General features: G+C 70.4%; 19 protein-coding genes and 1 pseudogene. 7 read left to right on the top strand and 13 right to left on the bottom strand.

Translation table 11 applies throughout. From position 1 onward, the window contains the following. Nucleotides 1-162 precede the first annotated feature (162 nt). Nucleotides 163-1248, bottom strand: a complete 1086-nt coding sequence (locus ACQPZG_RS27215; RefSeq protein ID WP_433548336.1) for a prephenate dehydrogenase — start codon at nt 1246-1248, stop codon at nt 163-165. Between the two features lie 182 nt (nt 1249-1430). After that, nucleotides 1431-1889: a YidB family protein gene (locus ACQPZG_RS27210; RefSeq protein ID WP_433548335.1), complete on the bottom strand. Its 459-nt coding sequence runs from the start codon at nt 1887-1889 to the stop codon at nt 1431-1433. A gap of 251 nt (nt 1890-2140) precedes the next feature. On the opposite strand from ACQPZG_RS27210, the gene ACQPZG_RS27205 reads away from it, so the two are divergent. From ACQPZG_RS27205 to ACQPZG_RS27175, 7 genes are all read left to right on the top strand, one after another. After that, on the top strand, nt 2141-2875 hold the full coding sequence (locus ACQPZG_RS27205) for a hypothetical protein (protein ID WP_433548334.1): 735 nt from the start codon (nt 2141-2143) through the stop codon (nt 2873-2875). Nucleotides 2876-2934: 59 nt separating this feature from the next. After that, nucleotides 2935-3531, top strand: a complete 597-nt coding sequence (locus ACQPZG_RS27200) for a DUF6529 family protein (protein WP_433548333.1) — start codon at nt 2935-2937, stop codon at nt 3529-3531. A 110-nt stretch (nt 3532-3641) separates the two neighbouring features. Continuing rightward, nucleotides 3642-4103 carry a Rieske (2Fe-2S) protein gene (locus ACQPZG_RS27195; protein WP_433548332.1) on the top strand — a complete coding sequence of 154 codons (462 nt, stop codon included), beginning with the start codon at nt 3642-3644 and terminating at the stop codon, nt 4101-4103. Nucleotides 4104-4120: 17 nt separating this feature from the next. Next, nucleotides 4121-4831, top strand: a complete 711-nt coding sequence (locus ACQPZG_RS27190) for a nucleotidyltransferase domain-containing protein (RefSeq protein ID WP_433548331.1) — start codon at nt 4121-4123, stop codon at nt 4829-4831. Nucleotides 4832-4858: 27 nt separating this feature from the next. Next, nucleotides 4859-5314: a hypothetical protein gene (locus tag ACQPZG_RS27185; RefSeq protein ID WP_433548330.1), complete on the top strand. Its 456-nt coding sequence runs from the start codon at nt 4859-4861 to the stop codon at nt 5312-5314. Nucleotides 5315-5337: 23 nt separating this feature from the next. Next, a complete protein-coding gene (locus ACQPZG_RS27180; protein ID WP_433548329.1) occupies nt 5338-7566 on the top strand; it encodes a hypothetical protein in 2229 nt (742 codons plus the stop codon). A gap of 156 nt (nt 7567-7722) precedes the next feature. Continuing rightward, nucleotides 7723-8190, top strand: coding sequence for a hypothetical protein (locus ACQPZG_RS27175; RefSeq protein WP_433548328.1), 468 nt, complete (start codon nt 7723-7725; stop codon nt 8188-8190). An 11-nt stretch (nt 8191-8201) separates the two neighbouring features. On the opposite strand, the gene ACQPZG_RS27170 is transcribed toward ACQPZG_RS27175, so the two are convergent. The 11 genes and pseudogenes from ACQPZG_RS27170 to ACQPZG_RS27120 all read right to left on the bottom strand — a co-directional run bounded on the left by ACQPZG_RS27170 (nt 8202) and on the right by ACQPZG_RS27120 (nt 21877). Further along, nucleotides 8202-9224 (bottom strand): ADP-ribosylglycohydrolase family protein, encoded by a 1023-nt coding sequence (locus ACQPZG_RS27170; RefSeq protein WP_433548327.1) that lies wholly within the window; start codon nt 9222-9224, stop codon nt 8202-8204. Nucleotides 9225-9499: 275 nt separating this feature from the next. After that, nucleotides 9500-10231, bottom strand: a pseudogene (locus ACQPZG_RS27165) (NUDIX hydrolase); the annotation flags it as partial. A gap of 480 nt (nt 10232-10711) precedes the next feature. Continuing rightward, nucleotides 10712-12106, bottom strand: a complete 1395-nt coding sequence (locus tag ACQPZG_RS27160; protein WP_433548326.1) for a pseudouridine synthase — start codon at nt 12104-12106, stop codon at nt 10712-10714. Then, nucleotides 12106-12717, bottom strand: coding sequence for an SMC-Scp complex subunit ScpB (gene scpB / locus ACQPZG_RS27155; RefSeq protein ID WP_433548325.1), 612 nt, complete (start codon nt 12715-12717; stop codon nt 12106-12108). The genes ACQPZG_RS27160 and scpB overlap by 1 nt, the downstream gene beginning before the upstream one ends. Then, nucleotides 12714-13847: a segregation and condensation protein A gene (locus ACQPZG_RS27150; protein ID WP_433548324.1), complete on the bottom strand. Its 1134-nt coding sequence runs from the start codon at nt 13845-13847 to the stop codon at nt 12714-12716. Before ACQPZG_RS27150 ends, scpB begins: the two co-directional genes overlap by 4 nt. Before the next feature lie 61 nt (nt 13848-13908). After that, nucleotides 13909-14523 (bottom strand): hypothetical protein, encoded by a 615-nt coding sequence (locus ACQPZG_RS27145; RefSeq protein WP_433548323.1) that lies wholly within the window; start codon nt 14521-14523, stop codon nt 13909-13911. Continuing rightward, entirely contained in the window at nt 14508-15551 is a 1044-nt protein-coding gene (locus tag ACQPZG_RS27140) for a ParA family protein (protein ID WP_433548322.1), read from the bottom strand. Before ACQPZG_RS27140 ends, ACQPZG_RS27145 begins: the two co-directional genes overlap by 16 nt. Nucleotides 15552-16015: 464 nt before the next feature. After that, entirely contained in the window at nt 16016-17131 is a 1116-nt protein-coding gene (gene ald / locus ACQPZG_RS27135) for an alanine dehydrogenase (protein ID WP_433549571.1), read from the bottom strand. 146 nt (nt 17132-17277) lie between these two features. Next, nucleotides 17278-19338 (bottom strand): tetratricopeptide repeat protein, encoded by a 2061-nt coding sequence (locus ACQPZG_RS27130; RefSeq protein ID WP_433548321.1) that lies wholly within the window; start codon nt 19336-19338, stop codon nt 17278-17280. A 174-nt stretch (nt 19339-19512) separates the two neighbouring features. Further along, nucleotides 19513-20133, bottom strand: coding sequence for an NUDIX domain-containing protein (locus ACQPZG_RS27125; protein ID WP_433549570.1), 621 nt, complete (start codon nt 20131-20133; stop codon nt 19513-19515). A gap of 76 nt (nt 20134-20209) precedes the next feature. Continuing rightward, nucleotides 20210-21877, bottom strand: a complete 1668-nt coding sequence (locus tag ACQPZG_RS27120; RefSeq protein ID WP_433549569.1) for a CTP synthase — start codon at nt 21875-21877, stop codon at nt 20210-20212. Nucleotides 21878-22077: the final 200 nt, after the last annotated feature.

Here is a 22077-nt window from a genome sequence, read left to right as displayed (position 1 = left end):
CTTCCTGAGAACACGGGCTTGACGAGGCAGACCACAGTGCTGCCAACCATCTACGGTACCGGCTGAATGGCGTACCCCTTACGGGCAGGCCGGACGGCCGCCTCCACCCCGCTCACCGCGGTCCGCCCACCACCGTCTCCCGGGCCGGCGGGCCGGCGTTTCCTACCGTCGCAGCGACCATCCGCGCTCCACCAGCGTCCGCGCCAGGGGGTCCGCCGAGGCGGGTTCCACCATGAGCTGGACGAGGCCCGCCTGCTGGCCGGTCGCGTGCTCGATCCGTACGTCCTCGATGTTGACCCCGGCGTGCCCGGCGTCGGCGAAGATCCGGGCCAGTTGGCCGGGCTGGTCGCTGATGAGCACCGCCACGACCTCGTACGCGGAGGGGGCCGACCCGTGCTTGCCCGGCACCCGCTCCCGCCCCGTGTTTCCCCTGCGCAGCACGTCCTCGATGCCGTCCGCGCCGCCCTGCCGCTTCGCTTCGTCCCCCGACTGGAGGGCCCGCAACGCCTGCACGGTCTCCTCCAGGTCGGCGGCCAGCCCGGACAGCACGTCCGCGACCGGCCCCGGGTTCGCCGACAGGATCTCCACCCACATCCGGGGGTCGGACGCCGCGATCCGGGTCACGTCGCGAATGCCCTGCCCGCAGAGCCGTACCGCCGTCTCGTCGGCCTCCTCCAGCCGGGCGGCGACCATCGAGGAGACGAGCTGGGGGGTGTGCGAGACCAGGGCGACCGCGCGGTCGTGCCCGTCGGCGTCCATGACGACGGGCACCGCCCGGCACAGCGCGATCAGTTCCAGCGCCAGGTTGAAGACCTCGGTGTCGCTGTCGCGGGTGGGGGTCAGCACCCACGGTCGCCCCTCGAAGAGGTCGGCGCTCGCGGCGAGCGGACCGGACTTCTCCTTGCCGGCCATCGGGTGCGTGCCGATGTACGGGGCGAGGTCGCAGCCCAGCGCCTCCAGCTCGCGCCGCGGCCCGCCCTTGACGCTGGCCACGTCGATGTAGCCGCGCGCCAGACCGCGCCGCATCGCGTCCGCCACGGTCCGCGCCACGTGGGCGGGCGGCACGGCCACGACGGCCAGGTCGACGGGGCCCTCCGGCGCCTCGTCGGTCCCCGCGCCGAGGGCCGCCGCGGTGCTCGCGCGGTCCGGGTCGTGGTCGGCGAGGTGCACGGTGACGCCGCGCGCCGCGAGGGCGAGGGCGGCCGACGTGCCGATCAGGCCGGTGCCGATGACGAGTGCGGTTCTCACGGGAGGTCCTTGGGCAGGGCGGCGCGGGCGCCGGGTCGGAACGAGGGTGCCGGGCCGGGGGCGAGGCGGTGGTGAGGCGTTCCGATCAGCGTAGTGGCCGCCACCGACAACGGCTCCGGCCGCCCGTGCCGTGGTGGGGTCGTACGTACGGGCAGGGGCGGCCGGGCGGGACGCGCGTCGGTTCAGAGCTGCTGCTGGCGGACGAGGTCCTCCAGGGAGGCCGCCCGCGGCAGCGAGCCGGTCGGGGTCAGCTTGTCGACCGCCTGCGGCAGCGCCTGGGCCAGCGTGTCGGCAGCCTCCTGCGGGCTCACACCGGCCTGGCCCGCGGCCTGTTGCAGCGCGTCGTCGGGCAGCGCTCGGGCGACTTCCGCACCGCTGACGGGCTGGTTGCCGCCGGTGCCGATCCAGGACTCCGCCTGCTCCCCGAGGCCGGATTTCTTGAGCATGTCCAGGAGGCCGTCGAGCGGGCTGCCGCCTTCCTTGCCACCGCCGCCGTTGCTGCCGCCGAGGGCGCCGAGGAGTGCGCCCAGGATGTTTCCGGCACTGCCGGAACCGGAGCCGCCGACACCGCCGGTGCCGCTGCCGCTTTGGCTGCCGCCAAGAAGACCGCCGAGGAGACTGCCGAGGTCGTTGCCCGCCATGGTCCAGCCTTTCGAGAAGGTACGAGGAGGGTCGGGAGCCGAGACGCGAACGGGTCCGAGGACCAGGTCCGGTCACGGACTCGCCGGACTCGATCAATCTCGCCCAGGCGCGGTCACGCCGCCACTCAGGCAGTCACCACGTGCTTGCGGGCCGCGCGTTCCGGCCCGTCCTGGCTATGGACGCGCCGCCCCCGGGTCCGCTTGCATGGTGGGTCCGGCGCCGCCTACCCGGCGCACTGGGGAGGCCCTCCTTGAAACGCTCCGGTCCCCTCCACACGCTCCTGGCGGGGCTGCTACTCGCCGCCTTCATGCTGTCGCTCAACGCGACGACCGGCACGAAGGAATCGGGTTACGCGAGCGGCGGCGCACCCTCCAGCACACCGGGCACACCGGGCACACCCGGCCCGCCCGCCCCGCCCGTCTCCTCCACCTCGTCGCCACCCACGCAAGCGCCGTCCTCGTCCGCCGCTCCCCCGCCTGTCCCCACCTCTGCCCCGGCCCGCCCTGCGACGTCCGCCCCGGCCTCCGAAACCGTCTACGCGGGCCGTACCACCGACGGGTCGGCCGCGGTCTCCGTCTCCGTGCGCGACGGCGAGGCGGTGGCGTACTACTGCGACGGCCGCACCCGTGAGTCCTGGTTGAAGGGCGCCGTCAAGGAGGACGGCAGCATGCGTCTGACCGGCAGGAACGGCGCCGGACTCGAAGCCTCCGCCCGTGCGGGAACTCTCACGGGCACGGTCGCGGTCACCGGCCGGGAACAGAACTTCACACTCGTCAGGGCGACGAAGCCGGCCGGCCTCTACCGTGCGACCTCGCAGGTACGCGGTGCCGAGGTCGACGCAGGGTGGATCGTCCTGCCGGACGGCCGCCAGGTCGGCATCCTCACCCGCGACGGCAGGCCCGCCGCCGCGCCCGAGCTCGACCCGGACACCGGAACCGCGCTGGTCGACGACACACGGCTCGTCGCCCGCCCGGTCTCCCCGTGACGGAACCCGCTCCTGCCCCCCTTCCCGCCCGGCGCCCCCAGGGAGTGAGTGACCCCGCCATGAGCAACGTCGACCCCCATGCCCCGACCGTGTCGTTCCCCTCCCCCGTGCGCGGCCGCGGCCGCCCCGGGGCCGCCCGCTGGATCGTCCCGGCGCTGGTCGCCGTCGCGGTCGCGGTCGCACTCGGGGCATACGGGAGGATCCACGACCCGGCCGGCACGGCGTTCAACCTCGCCGGGTTCAGCAGCACAGGTGCGGTGAAGTCGTGGCTGGCGACCGGTGCCTTCGCGTTCGCGCTGGCCCAGGTCGTGTCCGCGCTCGCGCTGTACGGCCGCCTGCCGGGTGTCCTTGCGGCGCCCTGGATGTCCACCGCCCACCGCTGGTCCGGCCGGGTCGCCTTCCTGCTCGCGGTTCCCGTCGCCGTGCACTGCCTCTACGGTCTCGGCTTCCAGTCCTTCGACAGCCGGGTGATGTGGCACTCTCTGGCGGGTTGCCTCTTCTTCGGCGCGTTCAGCGCGAAGATGCTGCTGCTGCGGGCGGAGCGATTGCCCGGGTGGCTGCTGCCGGTCGTCGGCGGCCTGGTCTTCACCGTCCTCACGGTGGCCTGGCTGACGTCCGCCCTGTGGTTCTTCCGTACCTTCGGCGTCACCACGTGACCACCACGAGACGCGGTGAACGCGCGCCCACTCCCCCACGTACACCTCCTCGCACCGGTACTCGCAAGCGCACTCGCACTCGCACTCGCACTCGCAAGGGAGCTCACCCCATGACCCACCCCACTCACCGGCGGACGGTCCTGACTGCGGCGGCCGGAACGGCGGCCGCGCTGGTCACCGGCTGCAGCAAGTACGGCGACGACAAGGGCGGCGGAGGCGACGCCGACGCCAACCCTCCGGCTCCGTCCGGCGCTTCCGCTCCGGCCGGCGAACAGGACCCGAAGCCCGCCCCGTTGGCGGCGACCTCGGACATCCCGGTGGGCGGCGGCAAGGTCTTCAAGGAGCAGAAGGTGGTCGTCACCCAGCCGGAGGCGGGCAGCTTCAAGGCGTTCTCCTCGACCTGTACCCACCAGGGATGCGACGTGGCGTCCGTGTCGGACGGGACCATCAACTGCCCCTGCCACGGGAGCAAGTTCCGCGTGGCGGACGCCTCGGTGGCGGGCGGGCCGGCGACCCAGGCGCTCCCTCCCCGTGCGATCACGGTGGAAAGCGGCTCGATCCGGCTGGCCTGACCGACCACAATCCCTTCATGCCCCCTTCGCCCGCGCAGCCCGACCTCGTCCGTGACCACAGCATCTACTCGTGCGTGATGGGTTCTCGCGCGTTCGGCCTGGCGACGGAGGACAGCGACACGGACGTGCGGGGCGTCTACGTCGCCCCCACGCCCCTGTTCTGGCGCTTCGACAAGCCCCCCACCCACGTGGAGGGCCCCGCCCCCGAACAGTTCTCCTGGGAACTGGAACGCTTCTGCGCCCTCGCCCTGCGCGCCAACCCCAACGTTCTGGAGGTCCTGCACTCCCCGCTCCCCCTCCACACGGACGCCCGCGGCGAGGAACTCCTCTCGCTGCGCTCGGCGTTCCTCTCCCGACGCGTCCACGCGACCTTCGTCGGGTACGCGGAAAGCCAGCGCCGCAAGATCGACGCGGACGTACGCCAGTACGGCGCTCCGCGCTGGAAGCACGCCATGCACCTGCTCCGCCTCCTCTCGAGTTGCGTCGACCTTCTCCGTACGGGTGAATTGACGACCGGCGTGGGCGACGCCCGCGACGACCTCCTCCGCGTCAAGCGGGGCGAAATTCCCTGGCAGCACATCGAAAACCGGCTGAGCCGCCTGGTCGCGGCAGCGACCGAGGCCGCATCCGGCAGCCCGCTGCCGCCCCTCCCCGACCGCGCCCGGGTGGAAGACTTCCTGGTCCGTACCCGCCGCAACTCGGCATCGGCGTACGGGACATCCCCGTAGGAAGCGCTTGGCCGGAAGGACCCGTCGGTGGCCTGGAACGAGTGGGAAAGCCTGAAGTCGGCCAAGGCCGTCGCCTCGCCCGGCGCAGGCACGGGCGGAGGCGGCGGGGCCCGCGGGGACCTGGTGGCGCACCAGGACGACCTGGGGGCCGTCGGCCACGAGGCCTTCGTCCTCCACCGCTCGCTGTCCCGACAGGCCGACGTCTCGGGGGCAGGGCTCGACAGGTCCGGCGCCTGCTCGACCTCGCAGGCGGCGGCGTCCCTCAAGAGCCACCACTTCGCGATGGGGCCGGCCCTGGGGACGACGGTCACCGTCTGGACCGCCCAGCTCAAGCACCTCCTCCAGGCGTGCGCTCACATCTCCAACCACCTGGACCACACGAAGGCGTCCCACGCCCAGGACGATGCCAAGGTCCGGACGAAGATCCGGGGCGTCGTCGCCCCCGAGACCCCGGTCTCCCGCCTCACCGAGTACTTCAAGTAGCGCCGGGCCGGACGGGAGCGCCCATGAGCACCCTCACGCACGCCGACATCGCCGACGTCGACCTCACCCGGCTCGGTCGCGCGGTGGCCGACTGGAAACGCACGGCCGCCCATCTCAAGGCCCTCTCCTCCCAAGCCCGCTCCGGCCTCCTCGCCAAGTCGGAACGGGCCCGCTGGGAAGGCGTCAACGCGGCCGTCACCCGTGACTTCATCCGCAGAACGACAAAGGAATTCGCCGACGCGCTCGCGGAAGCACAGAGCATCGTGAAGGTCGTCGAGGACGCCCACCTGGAACTCACCAAGATCCAGAAGGCCGTACGTCAGATCCGTGAAGTGGAGGGACCGAAGCTGGGACTGAACCTGACGGTGCAGAACGACTGGGCCAACCTGCAGTACCGTCCGGGCACCTTCGACAAGGCGGTTCCGCGCACAACCCAGCCGTACGACGAAGCCGCCGTCCAGGCGCTGCACAGCCGCCTGTCCGTCCTCGTCGCGCACGCCGCCGAGATCGACGCGTCGGCGGCCCGCGCGCTGAGCAAGTCGCACGGCAACGACGCCACCCACTTCGGCCACCGTACGTACGGCTCCCTGGACGACGCGCAACAGGAACGCGCCCTTGAACTGGCCAGAACCGGCACGAGCATGACCGCGGCGCAGTACGCCGAGTTCAACAACATCATGAAGTTCAACGCGAAGGACGCGGACTTCTCGACCGCCTTCTACCGGGGGCTCGGCGGCCCGAAGCAAGCACTGGACTTCTACGCCCGGATGTCCTTGCACGGCACGGAGGGGGACGACCCGACCCGTCTGGCGCAGGTCCAGGAACTGCAACGGAGCATGGGCACGGCCCTCGCCTCGGCCACCGACCCGGACAACAAACCCCATCTGCCCGCGAGCTGGGGTCAGGAATTCCGCGCACTGGGAACCCAACCCATCGTGTACGACCCCCTCGCCTCCAACCACCCCTACGGCTACCAAATCCTGGGCGGCCTTCTCCGCTACGGCGACTACGACCCGCGTTTCATCAACCCCATCGCCGAGGACATCCTCCGTCTGCACAAGGAGGACCCCCACAGGTTCATGGAAAACAGACCGTACGCCCCGAACGACCCGGACTACGGCTTCAATCCTTCGGGCCGCACGGGCGCGGGCTACGACCCGCTGACCAGCGTCCTGGAGGGTTTGGGCCACAGCCCGGAGGCGGCAAAACAATTCTTCGCCGACGGAAAACACCTGGCGGAACTGACGAGCAACGATTTCGAGTGGGCACCCGACACCTTGGGTCGAGATGCGGAAGCCACAAACGACGGCGGGCCAGATGCTCTAGGACATGCACTTGAGGCAGCCACGACGGGGCATCCATGGGATGACGCTCGCCCTGGTCTCCATCGGGATGCCGATACTGCGACGATCATGAAGAAGGTTATCGAACTTTACAGTCCGACGTCCGACGTCCAGCCACCCGACAGCATTATGGACAGCTTGGGAAGAATGGGGGCGGCTTATATTGATGACCTGAATTTCTCTACCTTTAACTTCGGCAACTCGGGAGAAGATCTGGGCTGGCGAGCACTTTTCCCTCACGGCAGCGACGGCTACTCGCGCACAAACCTCGGCGAAACGGCAGTTAAGAACTTCATGAGCATTGTGGCGGGTGATGCCGATGGATACAAGTCTCTTTCGGCCGCACAGCAGGTATTTCAAGCGAGCGTTCTTTCCTCGCTCGAAGATGACCGCGGAAGCGGTATTGCTTTCGCTCACAATGCGACTAAGATCCACGGCATCCTGGATGGGGCACGGTCCCTCGCCATCTACCAAGAATGCAATGAAAGGATCGAGGAAACCAACAAGCAACTGGAGAAGGAGGTTGCTTGGCGGCAATTTGGCGTAAGTAGCGGCGTGAGCCTTGCAGTGGAAGCGGGGAGCGCACTAGTGGCAGGCCCCGCCATCGGGCGCGTTGTCTCCATCGCCGTACCACTCGTCCTGGAGACAGCAGGGGAAGCGATCAATACAGCGTATGGAAACCACATGATTGACTACCTGAAAGAGAACGAAGCGCAACTAGGTGCGGAATATTTGCAGCAAGCACAGGACCTCGAAAGATATGGCGAAGCAGAAGCCGTAACTGCCGCGAGAACATACGCAAATGCAATCGGAATGACACTTGAAGAAAAGCGCAACCTCATCCGCGAGCTTGAGGTTTCCCACATGGTCGGCAAGGGTAAACTCAATTCCGTGGCCCGGATCGGCTGACTAGTGAAACTAAGATCGGGACGGACATTCGCCGCCGTCATCCTTTCACTCACGACGGCCATGATCGGGTGTACGAAATCGCAACCCGAGCAGACAAGGACCACTTCGGCCTGGGAGACCTGTCACGCTACTTTCGGCCAGCGGAATATTAGCCACTTGGAACACAAAATCAAGGACAACGCACTCAAGGTCACTTCATCACACCATCCATTCGAGGACACAACGAAGCGACTGCTACAACTCGCCCATAAATGGCGGCCCGGCGACGAGTATAAATTCGTAGATTCCATCCCATGCAGTATTGTCGACGCCAAGCATTCTCGGAAGGTTTCGGCGCGAGTCGGTTGGCACAACTACCCTGACGGTTCCGAAAACTGGAGGTCAGCCGGAGGCGATGTACGCGTACTGACTTCACGATTTGCGACGTTCTACCGCCTCCCGTGCAAGGTTCCCGGCTCGCACAAAATGCAGGAGAAATACGTGTACCTCCGCCTACGAATCGACGACCTGAACATCCCGGATTTCGCCGACCTGCGAGGGAAGTTGGCTGCCCACTTTGCCCACCGCATGAGGAGCGAACTCAACTGCAGCAACGCTCCGCACATCCCCGGCAAGCTGACCTAACCACGCTTGTTTCAAGCCAACCCCTCCCACCCCGCCCCCAACCCCTCCAACTCCCCCCGGTACTCCACCCGTTCCACCCACTCCCCCGGCCACACCGACGCCCCGAGGTGAGCGCCGGCGAAGGCTCCCGTGAGGCAGGCGATCGAGTCCGAGTCGCCCTTGGTGCACGCGGCCCTGCGCAGGGCCGTGACCGGGTCCTCCGGGAACATCAGGAAGCAGAGCAGCCCCGTGGCCAGCGCCTCCTCCGCCACCCACCCGTCGCCCGTCGCCGCACACGGGTCCGTTTCCGGCGTCAGCGACGGGTCGCGCAGGACGGCAGCCAGCCGCTCCAGGACGGCCAGACACTCGTCCCATCCCCGGGCGATGAAGTGCGCGGGGGTGGGGTCGTCCGCGTAGGTCCACAGGTCGCCCAGCCACCGCTCGTCGTACCGCGTTCGGTTCTCCAGCCCGTACGAGCGCAACTGCCCGACCAGACCCGCCGGTTCCGCACCCTGGGCGAGCAGGTGGACGGCCCTGGCCGTCAGGTCGCTCGCCGCCAGCCCCGTCGGGTGCCCATGCGTCAGCGCCGCCTGCAACTGCGCGGCGCCCGCCCTCTGCCGCTCGTCCAGCCCCGGAGCCAGCCCCGCCGGCGCCACCCGCATGTTCGCCCCGCACCCCTTCGAAGCGATCTGCGAGGCCTTCTGCCAGGGCAGGTCGCTGTCCAGCAGCCGGCAGGCAACCAGGCAGGTCCGACCGGGCGCGCGGTCGTTCTCCGGCGAGTGGTACCAGTTCACGAACTCCTCCCGCACCGGCCGCTCCAGCGTGCGCGGCACCAGCGCACCGCGCTCCATTGCGGTCCGCAGCCCCCGCCCCAGCGCCAACGTCATCTGCGTGTCGTCGCTGACGCGCGCCTCCGGCGGCAGCTCCATCTCCCGCCAGGGCCCGTGCTTGGCGAGGATGGCCGGCACGTCGTCGAACTCCGTCGGGAAGCCGAGCGCGTCCCCCAGGGCGAGCCCGATCAGCGAACCGGTGGCTGCCTGCTTCGTACGCATCATGCGGAAGGTCCTTCCTCAGGTCGTTCAACGGGCGGCTGCCCCTCCGGCAGTTCCGCCGACGCTTCTGCGGGCGCCTGCGCGCCCACGGGCACCAGCACGGACGTCATCCCGAACGGCTGCACAGGTGCCCGCACTTCCACGACGGCTGCCGCCGACACCTCACCTGTCGGCACAGCAGCTGCCCGCACCTCACCACTCGGCACGCCACCTGTCGGCACACCAGCTGCCTGAACCTCACCTGCCGGCACAGCACCTGCCGACGCATCGACCGCCCGCCGCAGCAACGGCGGATGCAGAACGGCCGCTCCCCCCGCCCGATACAGCGCCGCCGGCTTGCCCCGCCCGCCGGTACGCCTCGGCGCCCCGCCCACCGGCTCCACGAATCCCCCCGTGGCCAGCACCTTCCGCCGGAAGTTCGGCCGGTCCAGCGTGACGCCCCACACCGTTTCGTACACCCGCTGAAGCTCACCCAGTGTGAACTCGGGCGGGCAGAATTCCGTTGCGAGCGTCGTGTACTCCAGCTTGTCGCCGATCCGCCGCCGTGCGTCGGCGAGGATCCGGCCGTGGTCGAAGGCGAGGTGGAGAGCGGGGTCCGGATCCTCGCCGAGGCGTACCCAGTGGGCCTCCGCCGCGTCTCCGCCCCCGGAAGGCTCCGGCAGATCCGGTACGAGCGCGGCGAACGCCACCGACACGACCCGCATCCGGGGGTCCCGGTCCGGCTCGCTGTACGTGCGCAACTGCTCCAGGTGCAGTCCCGCCGCGACCGACTCCGACAGTCCGGTCTCCTCGGCGAGTTCACGCAGCGCCGCCCGCTCCGCCGACTCCCTGGGCAGTACGAAACCCCCGGGCAGCGCCCACGTTCCCGCGAAGGGCGCCTGTCCGCGCCGTACCAGCAGGACGTGCAGCTGGGATTCCCGAACGGTGAAGACTGCGAGATCGACGGTGACCGCGAAGGGTTCGAATGCTTTCGGGTCATAGCCAGGTGGGACGTCTCCACCGTATGAAATGTCGTTTCCTGTCACTTGGTCGCCTCCGTACCGCGCACGTACCCGCACCCCTGCGCGTCGCGCCCACGGGCGCGGCGGCCTCGCAGCGACGCCCCACCGCCCGGCCGCACCCGGCCGGCAGGAGCGCGGGTCCCGCCCCGGCGTTCTGCGGCCTGGTCCACCCCCGTGGGCCCAGGCCGCGGAGCGTCGTGAGCGACAGGAGCGCCGAGGACGGTCCGCGGTGCCGCGGGCTGCTGCACGGCGGGCTGTGGGATCGGCTTCCCCGTCACAGTCCTCGGCATCACCCACCCCCTCCTAATAGTCATAGTGACTATAAAGGAGGCGACACTGATGCAACAAGAGCGCGGGCCCCGGGTCCGCTCATACGGGGCCGGGGCGGCAAAAAGCAAAGCCCGGGGCCGGTCCCCGCGTGAGCAGGAACCGGCCCCGGGCGCATCCCGTCCCGCAGAGGTCGGGGACGGGATGGTGGGACGGTCGGGCCTAGAGGCCGACCTCCTTCATGAGCATGCCGACCTCGGTGTTCGTGAGGCGGCGCAGCCAGCCGGACTTCTGGTCGCCCAGGGCGATCGGCCCGAAGGACGTGCGGACCAGGCGCTCCACCGGGAAGCCCGCCTCGGCCAGCATGCGGCGGACGATGTGCTTGCGGCCCTCGTGGAGGGTCACCTCGACCAGGTAGTTCTTGCCGGTGTTCTCGACGACCCGGAAGTGGTCGGCGCGCGCGTAGCCGTCCTCCAGCTCGATGCCGTCCTTGAGCCGCTTGCCGATGTCGCGCGGGAGCGGTCCCTGAATGGCGGCGAGGTACGTCTTCTTCACGCCGTACTTCGGGTGGGTCAGCCGGTGCGCCAGCTCGCCGTGGTTGGTGAGCAGGATGATGCCCTCGGTCTCGGTGTCGAGACGGCCGACGTGGAAGAGCCGCGTCTCGCGGTTGTTCACGTAGTCGTTGAGGTTCTGGCGGCCGTCCGGGTCGCCCATCGTCGCGACGACACCCGCGGGCTTGTTCAGCGCGAAGAAGAGGTGGGACTGGGCGGCGACGGTGAGGCCGTCGACCTTGATCTCGTCCTTGTGCGGGTCGACGCGCCGGCCCTGCTCGGTGACGATCTCGCCGTTCACCTCGACGCGGGCCTGCTCGATGAGCTCCTCGCACGCGCGGCGCGAGCCCATGCCGGCCCGGGCGAGGATCTTCTGCAGGCGCTCGCCCTCCTGCTCGGCGCCCGGGAAGGTCTTCTCGATCTTGATGTCGGGCTTGCCCGCGTAGCGGTCCCGGTTGCGCTGCTCGATCTTGGCGTCGAGCTCGCGGGGACGGGAGGCGCCGGCGTTGTAGTTGCCGCGACGGCCGGGCTTCTGCGGGGTCTTCGGGGACTTCGGTCCGCCCTTGGCGCCGCCGCGTGCGGAGTCGCCCCGGCCGCTGCGGGGGCCCTCGTGGGTGGCGGAGGGGCCGACGTCGTAACGGCGCTCCTCCGGACGGGGCCGGCGCGGCCGCTGCTCGCGCTCGTCGTCGCGGGAGTCGCGCGGGGCGCCGAAGCCGCCCTCGCGTCCGCCACCGGACGTACCGCGTCCGCCGCCGAAGCCCTCACGGCCGCCGCTGCCGCCACGACCGCCGCCGGAGCCGCCACGGCCACCCGCGCCGCCCCGGCCGCCGCCGGAGGCGCTGAAGCCGCCGTCGCGGCCGCCGCCGGACCCGCCGAAGCCGGAGCCGCCCCGGCCGCCGGAGCCGCCTCGTCCGCCGCCCGCCGCGCCCGAGCCGGAGCCCGCACCGCGTCCGCCGCCGCCCGCGCCGCCGCGCCCGCCGCTCGCAGGGCCGCCGCGTCCGTTACCCGCACCCCGCTGGTTCCGGTCGTTGCCGCTGCTGCCGCTGTTCCTGCCGTTGCTTCGCATCAAAAATCCGTCTTGTCGTCGTCTGCGTCGGTGTCCGGGGCGTCCGGATCGAACGACGGCACACCCTCTTGCGTCTCGGACTCGATCGCGTCCGCCTCGGGGAGGAAGGGAGCGAGCTCCGGGAGCTCGTCCAGGCCTCGCAGGCCCATCCGCTCCAGAAAGTAGTTCGTCGTCCTGTACAGGATCGCACCTGTTTCGGGTTCCGTGCCCGCCTCCGCCACCAGACCCCTCTGGAGGAGGGTCCGCACGACCCCGTCGCAGTTGACTCCCCGTACGGCGGAGACCCGCGACCGGGACACCGGCTGGCGGTAGGCGACCACCGCCAGGGTCTCCAGCGCCGCCTGGGTGAGCCGGGCCTGCTGCCCGTCCCGTACGAATGCCTCGACGGCGTCCGCGTACCGGGCCCGCGAGTAGAACCGCCAGCCGCCCGCCACCAGTCGCAGCTCGAATCCGCGCCCCTGGCCGGTGTACTCGTCGGCCAGCGCGCGCAGGGTGTGCGTGACGTCCCGTTCCGTGGCGTCCAGGACTTGGGCGAGGTGCGCTGCCGTGGCGGGTTCGTCGACGACCATCAGGACCGCCTCCAGGGAACCTCGCAGGTCCTGCTCGCTCACTCCTTCTCCTCCACGTCCTTCTCCCGTGCGTCCTTGTCCAGCACGTCCTGCTCCGGCACGTTCCGCTCCAGCACGTTCTGCTTCTGCGTCACGTGATCGAATTCGTCCGTCACCACGGGATCGGCGGTCTCGCCGCCGGTCCAGGTCACGGTCAGCTCCCCGAGCGCCTCCTCCTGGTCCAGCTCGACGGCCTTCTCCCGGTAGAGCTCCAGCAGGGCGAGGAAGCGGGCGACGACGGTGAGGTTGTCCGGTGCGTCTTCCACGAGTTCCCGGAAACTCGCCGCGCCCCGCGCGCGCAGCAGTTCCACCACGACCCCTGCCTGCTCCTGAACGGACACCAGGGGGGCGTGGATGTGATCGACGTACACCTGGGGCTCGGGCCTGGGCCGCATGGCCTTCACGGCCAGTTCCGCGAAGCCTTGGGCGCCGATGCCGATGACCACCTCGGGCAGCAGCGCGGCGAGCTGTTCCTCCAGGCCCACGGTGCGCGGGTGGCGCCGCCCCTCGGTCTCCCAGCGCTCCTCGAAGATCGCGGCGATTCTCTTGTACGCGCGGTACTGGAGCAGTCGGGCGAACAGCAGGTCGCGGGCTTCGAGCAGCGCCAGGTCCGCCTCGTCCTCGACTTCGGCGGACGGCAGCAGCCGGGCGCACTTCAGGTCGAGCAGGGTGGCGGCGACGACGAGGAACTCGGTCGTCTGGTCGAGGTCCCAGTCGGTGCCCATGGCGCGGATGTGCGCCATGAACTCGTCGGTGACCTTCGACAGGGCGACCTCGGTGACGTCCAGCCTGTGCTTGGAGATCAGCTGGAGCAGCAGGTCGAAGGGCCCCTCGAAGTTCGCCAGCCGGACGGTGAACCTCCCGTCGGACGCCTCGGGCGGCGGCTCTTCGGTGGGCGTGGAACGCGGTCCTTCGGACGGCCGGCCCCTCGCCTCTTCGGAGGACCCGGGCCCCGGCTCTCCGGAGGGTCCGGGCCGCGCCTGTTCGGGTGCCCCGGAGCGCGGCCCCTCGGAGGCCGCCCCGGACACGCCCTCCGCCCCCGGCCCGCGCCCCAGTGGGCGGCGGTGCGAGGGGCGGCCGGGTGCGTCGTCTTCGGGAGCGGGGGCGGGGGCGGGAACGGCGGGCGGCGTCAAGGAGGGTCCTGGGTACGGGCGGAACACGGTGGGGGCAGCCGCGAGGCTACCGCCGCACCGGTCAGCGCCCGCGCAGGCGCCGTACGAGAATGCTCGCGTCGCCGCGCGACTCCAGATCGGCGAGTACGACGGCGACCGCCTCGCGGACGATCCGTCCCCGGTCCACGGCCAGGCCGTGCTCGCCGCGCAGCACCAGGCGCGCGTGCTCCAGGTCCATGAGTTCCTCGGCGGAGACGTAGACGGTGATCTTCTCGTCGTGCCGCTCGCGGCCGCTGGGTCGCCGGTTGGCGCCCCGTCCGCCCCGGCGGCGGGGCTGGGCCCCGGTGGCGGCCGGAACGGCGTTACGGGGCGCTCCAGCGGCCTCCTGGGCCCTGGGGGCGGCGGCCTTCGCCGCGGCCGTGGTGGCACCCGCGGCTGCCGGACCGGCGGTTCCCGTCGCAGGGGCGCTCTCCGCTGCCCTGGTCCGCTGCTGTCCGGCCTCGGCGGCGGCGCCGGATCCGGCGCCCTCACCGCTCGCGTCGGCGGCGGGCCCCTGGGCCGCGGGTTCACCCGCGGGCGCCGGGACCCTGGCCGGCTCGCCGTTGGCCCCGGACCTGCGGTTGGCGGACTGGAGTCCCATTCCCCCGGTCGTGCGGAACAGTTCGTCGGCCCCCGGCAGACTCACTCGGCGTGACACCGGGCGAGCACCTCCCTGGCGAGCTGGCGGTAGGCGGCGGCACCGACGGAGTTGGAGGCGTAGGTGGTGATGGGCTCACCGGCGACCGTGGTCTCCGGGAAGCGCACCGTCCGGCCGATCACCGTGTGGTAGACGTGATCGTCGAACGCCTCCACCACGCGCGCGAGGACTTCGCGGCTGTGCACCGTGCGGGAGTCGTACATCGTGGCGAGGATGCCGTCGAGCTCCAGGTCGGGGTTGAGCCGCTCCTGGACCTTCTCGATGGTCTCGGTGAGGAGCGCCACACCGCGCAGCGCGAAGAACTCGCACTCCAGCGGCACGATCACCTTGTGCGCGGCGGTCAGCGCGTTCACGGTGAGCAGACCGAGCGAGGGCTGGCAGTCGATCACGATGTAGTCGTAGTCGTTCATCAGCGGCTTGAGCGCCCGCTGCAGGGTCGACTCACGCGCGACCTCGCTGACCAGCTGCACCTCGGCGGCGGAGAGGTCGATGTTGCTGGGCAGCAGGTCCATGTTGGGAACGGCCGTCTTCAGCAGCACCTCGTCGGCCGACATGCCCCGCTCCATGAGCAGGTTGTAGACCGTGAGGTCGAGCTCCATCGGGTTCACCCCGAGGCCGACCGACAGGGCTCCCTGCGGGTCGAAGTCGACGAGCAGGACACGGCGTCCGTACTCGGCGAGGGCGGCGCCCAGGTTGATGGTCGAGGTGGTCTTGCCGACCCCGCCCTTCTGGTTGCACATCGCGATGATCTTGGCCGGGCCGTGATCGGTCAGCGGTCCGGGGATCGGGAAGTACGGCAGCGGCCGTCCGGTCGGGCCGATCCGCTCGCGGCGCTGGCGGGCAGCGTCGGGGGCGAGGGTGGCCGCGTACTCGGGGTCGGGCTCGTACTCGGCGTCGGGATCGTAGAAGTGCCCCTGGGGGACCTCGTCGAAGTCGGCGAAGCCGGTGGTGGACTTATCGCCACTCTGGTCGCCGGCCATGGCGTTCACGTGTAGGCCGTCCATGCTCTGGTGGGATGTCGTCGTCATGTGCTGATGGGTGGCGAAGGTGCGGACCGCGACCGAGCCGACAGCTTCGAGCCCTGTAGGGCTCTGGCCCTGCGCAGGCGTCCCCGGTTGACCACCTCCGGGAGTAAATGTCGACTCATTCACAAGTCGTCTTACCTCCTTGGGACGTGACCAGGAAACTTATCGATAGGTCAGCGTGGCACCATGCCGACGGTCGCCGACTCTATGGCGTGTCACCGCTCCGCAGCAACACAATCCGCCGGACCCGGGTCGATGTGTCGGCAACCGAACCCCTCTGTGTCAAGGGTGCGCGAGGGCGTACGCGAAGCACATGCGCCTGGTTCCAGGGGTGTGCGAAACGGTTAAAGGGTTACGTTCGCGACGAGTTGAGCGAGTGTCGCAAAGCACCCGGAGACGCGGCCGGCCGGACCTCGCGGGAGCAAGGTCCGGCCGGGCACGTGATGTTGACGACGCCTGTTGACGCCTCAGCCGAGGAGGGTGTTCAGCGCGACGTGCGGGAGCTCGTGCGCCTCCGCGACCTCGCGGTAAACGACCTGGCCGTCATGGGTGTTGAGACCCTTGGCGAGGGCCGGGTCCCGGCGCAGCGCCTCGACCCAGCCGCGGTTGGCGAGCTCGACGATGTACGGCAGCGTGGCGTTCGTCAGCGCGTAGGTCGAGGTGTTCGGCACGGCGCCCGGCATGTTGGCCACGCAGTAGAAGACCGACTCGTGGACGTTGAACGTCGGCTCGGCGTGCGTGGTCGGGTGCGAGTCCTCGAAGCAACCGCCCTGATCAATTGCAATGTCGACAAGTACACTTCCGGGCTTCATCTTGGCGACGAGCTCGTTGGTGACCAGCTTCGGGGCCTTGGCACCCGGGATCAGTACGGCGCCGATGACGAGGTCGGCCTCGACGACGGCCTTCTCCAGCTCGAAGGCGTTGGAGACGATCGTCTGCACCTTGCTGCCGAAGACCTTGTCGGCCTCGCGCAGCTTGTTGATGTCGCGGTCGAGCAGCGTCACGTGGAAGCCCATGCCCACCGCGATCTGGGTGGCGCTCCAGCCGGAGACGCCGCCGCCGATGACGACGGCCCTGCCGGCCGCCGTGCCGGGGACGCCACCGGGCAGCACGCCGCGGCCGCCGGCCTGGCGCATCAGGTGGTACGCGCCGACCTGCGGGGCGATCCGGCCCGCGACCTCGGACATCGGGGCGAGCAGCGGCAGCGCGCGGTTCGCGGTCTCCACCGTCTCGTACGCGATGGCGGTGGTGCCGGACTCCAGCAGCGCGTCCGTGCACTCGCGGGACGCGGCGAGGTGCAGGTAGGTGAAGAGCGTCTGGTCCTTGCGGAGGCGGTGGTACTCCTCGGCGATGGGCTCCTTGACCTTGAGCAGCAGGTCGGCGGAGGCCCACACCTCGTCGGCGGTGTCCAGGATGCCGGCGCCGGCCGAGACGTACTCGGCGTCCGTGATCGAGGAGCCGAGGCCGGCGCCCTTCTCGATGACGACCTGGTGGCCGTGGCGCACCAGCTCGTGCACGCCGGCCGGGGTGATGGCCACCCGGAACTCGTTGTTCTTGACCTCGCGGGGGATGCCGACCTTCACGTCGATCACGGTCCTTGGAATCTGGGGGATAAAACGGGCAGTGCCTTGCATGACCAGGCACGGAAGGCATACCTGGGGAACGCCACGGAGTGACGCGGCAAAGCCAGTCTAATGAAGGATTTCCAGCTGTCTAGCCTTACAAAGCATCAACCTCGAACGGATGCGCTACTGATTTCGTAGGCTGGAACCGCCTCTTCCATTAGTCTCTCCGCCGAGGCCCGGTACAGGCGGGCGGCCGTCGGGTCGCCGAGCCGGTCGAGGGTGTCGGCGAGCCGCAGCCCGAGTGCGGCCTGAAGCCGCGTCTCCCCGGCCCGCCGCGCCCACTCCACCGCCTCCTGGCAGGTGCGCAGGCATTCCTCGGGACGCCCCGCGTACTCCTGGACCCGCGCCATCTCGCTCAACGCCCTTGCGTAGCCCGGGAGATCGTCGAGCCGCCGCATCGCCGCCGCGGCCGCCCGCCACTGCCGCAGCGCCTCGCCGTACCGGCCCGCGTAGGTGTGCACCGCGCCGAGCCGCCCGTACAGGCGCGCCCCGTCCTCGCGCTCACCCCGGGCGAGCCGTTGGTCGAGTGCCCTTCCGTACCAGTCCGAGGCGCGCGAGTAGTCCCCCATCTCCTGGTACGCGCCTCCTACGGATTCCATGGCGCGGGCCGTCGCGTAGGGGTCCTGGGCGAGCCGTCCGGCGTCCAGGGCCGCCCGGTACCGGGACAGGGCCTCCGCGGTGCGCCCGGTCCGCACGTCCAGGTCGGCCAGGTTGAGCAGTGCCGCGGCCTTCTCGCGGTGCAGGTCGCGCCGCTCGGCGACGTCGAGCACCAGCCGGTGCAGTCCGTACAGTTCGGGAGCCGCCGCCTCGGTCCCCCGGTGTGCGGCCAGCGCCCGTACGAGAGCGGCGACCAGGCGCCGCGCCAGGGTGTCGAACTCGCCGTCCTCGACCGCCGCGCGGGCGGCGGCGAGCAGTGCGGGCTGGCGGGCGCGCAGCCACTCGGCGGCGTCCTGGGGGGAGGAGAAGCGCAGCGCGCGGGGCAGTCCGGCGAGCCTCTTGCGGGCCGCCGAGCCCTCCGGTTCGGTGACCGCACGGCACGACTGGAGCTGCCGCACGGTCCGTTCCAGCATCCTGGCCCGTGCCAACTGCCTCTCGGCCGGACGTTCCTGAGTCTCCGCCAGTTTCAGCAGCAACGGCGCCAGGCACCCCGGTACGAGGTACTGCTCGCCCGCCGGGTGCAGCAGCCCCTGCACCGCGAAGTCGTCCAGCGCGCTCTGCGCCGCCGACACGGAGCACCCGGCGAGCGCGGACGCGGTGTGTGCGTCGACGAAACCGGCGGGGGCGAGCGCCAGGAGGCGCAGTATCCGTGCCGTCGGCTGCGGCAGCGACTCGTACACGAGTCGCAGCGCACGCCCCAACGGCCCTGCTCCCTGCGCGTGTTCGGCGTCGTCGGGAAGGTCGTGGAGGTGCTTGGTGACGTCCGGGACCGAGTACTTGGGGTGGGCCGCGAGCCAGCCGCCGACCAGGACGAGTGCGGCGGGCTGCCCGCCGCACTCCTCGGCCAGGGCGTCGGCGGCCGTCGGGTCGACGGTGATGCGCACCTTGCCGGTGTAGTGCGCGAGGAGGGCGACGGCGGACGCGGTGTCGAGCCCGCCGAGCGTGCACGGCCGGACGTCGGGGATGCCGGTCAGCGGCCCCTGCGAGGTGGCCACGACGAGACATCGCGGGTTGTCGGGGAGCAGCGGGTCGACCTGTTCGGCATCGGCCGCGTCGTCCAGCACGAGGAGTGTCCGGCGTACCGCGAGGGCTTCGCGGACCATTTCCGACAGGGTGTCCGCGTCCGCGCCGGCCGGAGCGGCGATGCCCAGTTCGTCGAGCAGGGTGCGCGCCGTCTCCTCGGTGGGCACGCGTGCGCCGCCCGGGGCGGTGAGGCGGGCCCGCAGCGCGCCGTCCGGGTAGTCGCCGGCCAGCGAGCGGGCCAGTTCCTCGGCGAGGGCGGTGCGCCCGGAGCCGGGGCGCCCCGCGATGAGCAGGACGCGGGCCCGGGGTTCCTTGCGCCCGGTGAGGGTGTCCAGACCCGTGCGCTGGATGTCGGCGCGCAGTTCCTTCAACTCCCGTTTCCGGCCGAAGAACTCACCGGTCGCCCAGTCGTGGGCCGAGCCCGCCGCGGGGGCGGTCGTCGTGACCGCCGCCGCGCCGCTGTTGCCCACCGCCTGATCCGTCACGGGCCACGCTCCCGTCCGCCTGCGCACATACCCCGCCGCGACTGCGGTCGGGCGCTTTCGAGCCTAGTTCACGCTCTGCGACGATCCGGGGGGAGCGCGGCGGACAAGTCGCCCGATCGGATCAACAGTTGTTATGACTGGTGAGCCTTCGTCGGAGGGATCCCGCCGTGCGGGTCAGAACGGCCGCGCGGGCCACGGCGCCTCCGCCGGACGCAGGGCGTCCAGTCCGTCGCCCGCCTGTGCCGCGCCGAGCGCGAGCGCACCGAGCACCAGACAGTTGTTGTGCAGTTCACCGGCGAGCGCGCCGCGCACCAGCTCCGCGAGCGGTACGCGCGCGTGCTCCATGTCTGCCTCCTCGTCGGACACCACGAAGCGTTCGCCCTCGCTCTCCGAGAGGTCCCGGGCCAGGAAGATCCGTACCGCCTCGTCGGAGCCGCCCGGCGAGGTGTAGACGTCGGCGAGCACCCGCCAGTCCCCCGCCTTGATGTGCGCCTCCTCGTACAGCTCGCGCTGGGCGGCGCGCAGCGGGTTCTCGCCGGGCACGTCCAGCAGTCCGGCCGGGATCTCCCACAGCTTGTGCCGCACCGGGTGGCGGTACTGGCTGAGGACGGCGACACAGCCCTGGTCGTCCAGGGCGAGGACGGCGACCGAGCCGGGGTGCACCTGGTAGTCACGGCCCGCCACCGACCCGTCGGGCATCACCACTTGGTCGGTCCGGACACTGGTCTTCGCCCCCTCGAAAGGAGTCACCGACTCGGTGACCTGCCACTCCTGGGGGGTGTCCTTGATCGCCACGTACGCCTCCATGCAACGAGAAAACCGGGGCAAGAGCCTGAAAAGCCCTTACCCCGGTCAACCGTAACGCCTGTGACTACTTGCCCTGCTGGCGCTCCACCGCCGCCTTCACCAGCCCCGCGAACAGGGGGTGCGGACGGGTCGGGCGCGACCGCAGCTCGGGATGCGCCTGGGTGGCGACCAGGTAGGGGTGCACCTCGCGCGGGTACTCGACGTACTCGACGAGCTTGTTGTCGGGGGACGTGCCGGAGAAGACGAGGCCCGCCTTCTTCTCCAGCTCGGCGCGGTAGGAGTTGTTGACCTCGTAGCGGTGGCGGTGACGCTCGTCGACGTACTGCTCGTCGCCGTACGCCTCGCGCACGAGGGAACCCTCGGCGAGCTTGGCCGGGTAGAGGCCCAGGCGCATGGTGCCGCCCAAATCGCCCGCGCCCTCGACGTACGCGAGCTGCTCCTCCATGGTGGAGATCACCGGGTGGGCGGTGGCGGCGTCGAACTCGGTGGAGTTGGCGTCCTCGATGCCGACCAGGTTGCGGGCCGCCTCGATGACGATGCACTGCAGGCCCAGGCAGATGCCGAGCAGCGGCACCTTGTTCTCACGGGCGTACTGGATGGCGCCGACCTTGCCGTTGACGCCGCGCTCGCCGAAGCCGCCGGGGATCAGGATGGCGTCGCAGTCGCCGAGCTGCTTGCGGGCGCCCTCCTGCGTCTTGCAGTCGTCGGAGGTGACCCACTTGACCTTGACGCGGGCCTTGTTGGCGAAGCCGCCGGCGCGCATGGCCTCGGTGATCGAGAGGTAGGCGTCGGGCAGGTCGATGTACTTGCCGACGAGCGCGACGGTGACCTCGTGCTGCGGGTTGTGGACGCGGTCCAGGAGGTCCTCCCAGACGGTCCAGTCCACGTCGCGGAACGGCAGGTCCAGCTTGCGGACGACGTAGGCGTCCAGGCCCTCGGTGTGCAGCACCTTGGGGATGTCGTAGATCGACTTGGCGTCGATGGCGGCGACCACGGCGCCCTCGTCGACGTCGCACATCAGCGAGATCTTGCGCTTGATGGCGGTCGGGACCTCGCGGTCGGCGCGCAGGACGATCGCGTCGGGCTGGATGCCGATGCTGCGCAGGGCGGCGACCGAGTGCTGGGTCGGCTTGGTCTTCAGCTCGCCCGAGGGACCGATGTAGGGGAGCAGCGAGATGTGCACGACGAAGACGTTGTCGCGGCCGACCTCGTGGCGGACCTGGCGGACGGTCTCCAGGAAGGGCAGCGACTCGATGTCGCCGACGGTGCCGCCGACCTCGGTGATGACGACGTCGACGTCGTCGGTGGCCATGCGGCGGATGCGGTGCTTGATCTCGTTGGTGATGTGCGGGATGACCTGCACGGTGTCGCCGAGGTACTCGCCGCGGCGCTCCTTGGCGATGACCGTGTTGTAGACCTGGCCGGTGGTGACGTTGGCCGAGCCGTCGAGGTCGACGTCGAGGAAGCGCTCGTAGTGGCCGATGTCCAGGTCGGTCTCGGCGCCGTCGTTGGTGACGAACACCTCACCGTGCTGGAAGGGGTTCATCGTGCCCGGGTCGACGTTCAGGTACGGGTCGAGCTTCTGCATGGTGACGCGAAGGCCGCGGGCCTTCAGGAGCGCACCCAGGCTGGAGGCGGTCAGACCCTTGCCGAGGGAGGAGGCGACACCCCCGGTGACGAAGATGTGCTTGGTCGTCGAGACGGTGTTGTTCCTAAAGGCAGCGGGCTGCATGGCCAAGGCGGGGCTCCCGTGGTCGCGAGGTGAGGATGCGTTTCCGGCCTCCCACCGGTGCACATCGGTTCATTCACCGGTGATTTCGGGGGGCGCCGTCGCTGCGGTTCGGGGGGATTTGCGCCCACCGCTCCACGGGCTACCAGGGTAACAGTGACTCCGGGAGGCTGCTTCCGGCGTCCGGCGCGGGCCGACGGAGG

The organism is Streptomyces sp. CA-294286, from assembly GCF_050947155.1.
Lineage (GTDB): Bacteria > Actinomycetota > Actinomycetes > Streptomycetales > Streptomycetaceae > Streptomyces.
The sequence above is the reverse complement of the archived record's forward strand: the minus strand, read 5'-3'. Positions and strand labels throughout refer to the sequence as shown.

What these genes read in the sequence shown, in the direction of transcription:
- ACQPZG_RS27140 (WP_433548322.1), bottom strand. Translation starts at nt 15,551, where the DNA reads ATGACGACGACATCCCACCAGAGCATGGACGGCCTACACGTGAACGCC.
- ACQPZG_RS27190 (WP_433548331.1), top strand. Translation starts at nt 4,121, where the DNA reads ATGCCCCCTTCGCCCGCGCAGCCCGACCTCGTCCGTGACCACAGCATC.
- ACQPZG_RS27195 (WP_433548332.1), top strand. Translation starts at nt 3,642, where the DNA reads ATGACCCACCCCACTCACCGGCGGACGGTCCTGACTGCGGCGGCCGGA.
- ACQPZG_RS27210 (WP_433548335.1), bottom strand. Translation starts at nt 1,889, where the DNA reads ATGGCGGGCAACGACCTCGGCAGTCTCCTCGGCGGTCTTCTTGGCGGC.
- ACQPZG_RS27180 (WP_433548329.1), top strand. Translation starts at nt 5,338, where the DNA reads ATGAGCACCCTCACGCACGCCGACATCGCCGACGTCGACCTCACCCGG.
- ACQPZG_RS27160 (WP_433548326.1), bottom strand. Translation starts at nt 12,106, where the DNA reads ATGCGAAGCAACGGCAGGAACAGCGGCAGCAGCGGCAACGACCGGAAC.
- ACQPZG_RS27200 (WP_433548333.1), top strand. Translation starts at nt 2,935, where the DNA reads ATGAGCAACGTCGACCCCCATGCCCCGACCGTGTCGTTCCCCTCCCCC.
- ACQPZG_RS27120 (WP_433549569.1), bottom strand. Translation starts at nt 21,877, where the DNA reads ATGCAGCCCGCTGCCTTTAGGAACAACACCGTCTCGACGACCAAGCAC.
- ACQPZG_RS27170 (WP_433548327.1), bottom strand. Translation starts at nt 9,224, where the DNA reads ATGATGCGTACGAAGCAGGCAGCCACCGGTTCGCTGATCGGGCTCGCC.